Source organism: uncultured Traorella sp., assembly GCF_944327115.1.
In the GTDB taxonomy this organism is placed as follows: domain Bacteria; phylum Bacillota_I; class Bacilli_A; order Erysipelotrichales; family Erysipelotrichaceae; genus Traorella.
The window spans coordinates 1-3,265 of sequence record NZ_CALVGS010000079.1 but is presented as its reverse complement, the minus strand read 5'-3'; the positions used below and the strand labels follow the sequence as shown (position 1 = coordinate 3,265).

The following is a 3,265-nucleotide window of genomic DNA, read 5'->3' as shown; positions in this document are numbered from 1 at the left end:
ATTCTACTTTCTGATTGATCAGCCGCTGAATATCTGCACTTGTCATTTTATAATTTTCTCCTTTTTTATATCACTTCTATTTTACTCAAATTTCACTCGCTTTTAAAGTCTTTTCATAATATAATTTCAACAAGTTATTATAAAACCCTGCATTTATACCGAAACCATCCATTATAATTTGTATCTCTCATGACCTGATCAATCAATTCAGGTCTTCGGGTGAGTGCAAATACCGTTGATCCGCTGCCGGACATGCAGACAACTTCAAAGCCTTTTTTCTGCAAATATTCTCTCGCATAGCCGATTTCTTTTACCAGCCTGCTGGCCGGCTGTTCAAGCGTATTAGCCACACATAAAGGAAGGGAATCAAAATCATCCTCCATAAGACACCGCTTCACTTCATCAACATTCGGATGGATACACGTATCAAAATCAATAGCTGCAAAACATTCTTTTGTTGATACACCCTTATAAGGTTTCATCAGCAACACATCAAAATCACAATTCATCTTAAAAGGCTCAATAACTTCACCAATCCCTTTTACGACACTTGGCCGGCACATGACACAAAAAGGAACATCAGCTCCTACCTGCTTCGATAATTGAGCTATCTCCTGATCATCCGCATCAAGATGACACAGATCACGAATTGCCAGCATGACAGCTGCCGCATCAGCACTTCCTCCGGCTAAACCTGCCTGCGTAGGAATACGTTTATGCACATGAATGCGAAAATGATCTTTGATGCCATAGGCTTTTCTCATGCAATCGACAGCTTTCACGATCGTATTCTTGCCATTGATACGGTATTTCAGATTCCATGTAAACCAGTCTGCTTTCGCAAACCGTATCGAAACATCATCACAAAGCGTCAAAGGCAGCATGACCATTTCCAATTCATGATACCCATCCTCTCTTCTGCCGACGACATTTAGACAGACATTAATTTTCGCATACGCAAATGTCCTCATGTTCGATCCTCCTGTAAAGTTTCAAAAAATCATCTAACGAACAGCTCTCTGCCCGTTGACTGTTAGATATATCAGCATCGCTCAGATACGCTTTTGCCTGATCCTTATCCCCCAGCCATTCACCAAAGTTATTTAAGATCGTCTTCCGGCGCTGCTTGAAGCATGCCTTGACCATTGCGAAAAATAATTTCTCATTCACAGAAGGATCCTTCTTCTTAAATTCAAACTGCAATACGCTGCTGTCCACATTCGGCTTAGGACTAAATACATTGCGCGGCACCTTGACCACCTGCTTCACATCTGTTAAATACTGTGTAATCACACTTAACGCATTATAATCCTTCGTATTGACATGAGCAATAAAACGATCTGCTACCTCCTTCTGCATCATGACCGTGATCCTTTTGATATCTGCCTCTGATTCAAAAATCTTAAAAAGGATCGGCGTCGTAATGTAATAAGGAAGATTAGCAGCTATAACGACATCATCTTCAGGATATTTGTTCACCAATGCTTTAAGATCAACCTGCATAAAATCCTGAAGGACAATTTCCACATTATCACAATCTTCAAGGGAATACGCCAATACCTCCGGCAGTCTTTCATCAATCTCATATGCGACGACCTTTTTCGCATACTGGCTCAGCATCTGTGTTAAAGCTCCAATACCCGGTCCGATCTCAACAGCCACCGTATGATTGCTGACAATGGCATTACGAGCGATCTTAGATACGATGCCTGGTTCCACAAGAAAATTCTGTCCATAGTTTTTCTTGGCATATAAATCAAATTTTTCTAATATTTCCTTCGTCCTTGACGGTGTGGCAATCACTTTCATTGTTTATCCTCTAATATTTTCAAACATTCCTGCTGATTCAATTGAAGCATATTTAAACGCTTATAAAGTGTCTTTCCATTACTTTTACCAATATGCAGATATTCCTCCAGCTTTCTTCTTCTCTGTGAGCTGTCCGCCTTTCCGCTGCATCCCAGCTCTAAAAACTCGCTCCATGACAAGGTTGGCTGTAAATTCTCTGAATACGTTAAGAGATGTTCCAGCGACTCTTTCAGATCCTCTTCGCTCGCATGTTCGATCCCCACTTTTTTCGTCGTCCTGGCCTTCTTCTTGTCAATAAAAGCATTCTTGCATCCTTCCACATGCTGATTGATCCTCGTACGGATCTTCTCTCCCGGTGCATCGGGATCCGTAAATATGATCACACCTCTTTTTTTCTGTGCCTGCCGGATCATTTCCAACGTTTTTTTAGAGAGATGCATGCCATGGGTTTCAATCGTATCACAGTCAAAATAACGCTTTAGCTTCTGTGTATCATTTTTTCCTTCAACAATAATAATTTCCTTAATTTTCATATCTCTATTTTAACAAATTTCTCATCTAATAAAAATAGAAAGCGTACGCTTTCTAATATTTACAGGCATTTGAACCGCTTCTGCCGCCAACACGCTCAATAACGACCCGTGTATCGGCACTGCGATCATTGCTTATGTTAGTATTGCCCTGACTTCCTTTAAATAAATCAAGGATACTTCCCTTAATGGCTCCTCCGCGATCCAATACGATTGCCTGAAACGGTACCCCAGGCGTCAATCCTTCACCTGAAAAACCATGATCATAGATCGTCAGTATTGAACAAAGTGGGATGCTTGGATCAGCTGCGACGATATAATAATCACCGTACTTGATCCCTTCTCTCATTTCACCATCCGCCTGTCGAACCGAATGATAACCTACCTGGACACCGGCACTTGTACCTCCTGTCCCTTCAGGTGATACATAACAGCCGGCACAATCAATACCATACGTAACCATCGTTGGATAAAATTCACTGCCAACACTGACACTGCCACCAAACTGCATCTTTGGTGCAACAGCCTCTGTTTCCTGCCGGCTGCCGATCACAGCAGTCTTCGAAATTATGTTGCCTTCACTGTCATAAGTAACAACATAATCCTCACTAACAGTTGCTTTTTTCCCATCCACATAAGATGCAATCCAACTGATGCCTCCCATGCCTTCCTCATATTCTGCATATACCATCTCTGGCATTTCACCGACTTCCCATACTTCATTAATAGTTTCCATCGTTACTTCCAAAGTCTGGCTTTCTGTTTCTGTTTGTTTTAATACTAGAGTTTCTGAATGAAACGCTGAAGTTGATGAGCATCCACATAATAATGATGCAACAACTAATATTTTAATCAATTGGTTTCTTTTAACCATAAAACCTCCTTTTTAAAACGTTAGACAGTATAACATACATTTAATGCTTTTT

At 40.8% G+C, this 3,265-nt stretch carries 4 protein-coding genes; all 4 read right to left on the bottom strand.

Annotated elements, in window-relative coordinates; all coding sequences use genetic code 11:
- Positions 1-137: 137 nt before the first annotated feature.
- The 4 genes from ispE to Q0K35_RS07330 are packed head-to-tail and all read right to left on the bottom strand — an operon-like array spanning position 138 to position 3,213.
- Positions 138-971 (bottom strand): 4-(cytidine 5'-diphospho)-2-C-methyl-D-erythritol kinase, encoded by an 834-nt coding sequence (ispE, locus tag Q0K35_RS07345; RefSeq protein WP_294562005.1) that lies wholly within the window; start codon positions 969-971, stop codon positions 138-140.
- Positions 943-1,809, bottom strand: coding sequence for a 16S rRNA (adenine(1518)-N(6)/adenine(1519)-N(6))-dimethyltransferase RsmA (rsmA, locus tag Q0K35_RS07340; RefSeq protein WP_294562004.1), 867 nt, complete (start codon positions 1,807-1,809; stop codon positions 943-945). The genes ispE and rsmA overlap by 29 nt, the downstream gene beginning before the upstream one ends.
- Complete coding sequence (gene rnmV, locus Q0K35_RS07335; RefSeq protein WP_294562003.1) at positions 1,806-2,342, bottom strand: ribonuclease M5; 537 nt, start codon at positions 2,340-2,342, stop codon at positions 1,806-1,808. Before rnmV ends, rsmA begins: the two co-directional genes overlap by 4 nt.
- Positions 2,343-2,394: 52 nt before the next feature.
- Positions 2,395-3,213 carry a hypothetical protein gene (locus tag Q0K35_RS07330; RefSeq protein ID WP_294562002.1) on the bottom strand — a complete coding sequence of 273 codons (819 nt, stop codon included), beginning with the start codon at positions 3,211-3,213 and terminating at the stop codon, positions 2,395-2,397.
- Between the last annotated feature and the right edge of the window lie 52 nt (positions 3,214-3,265).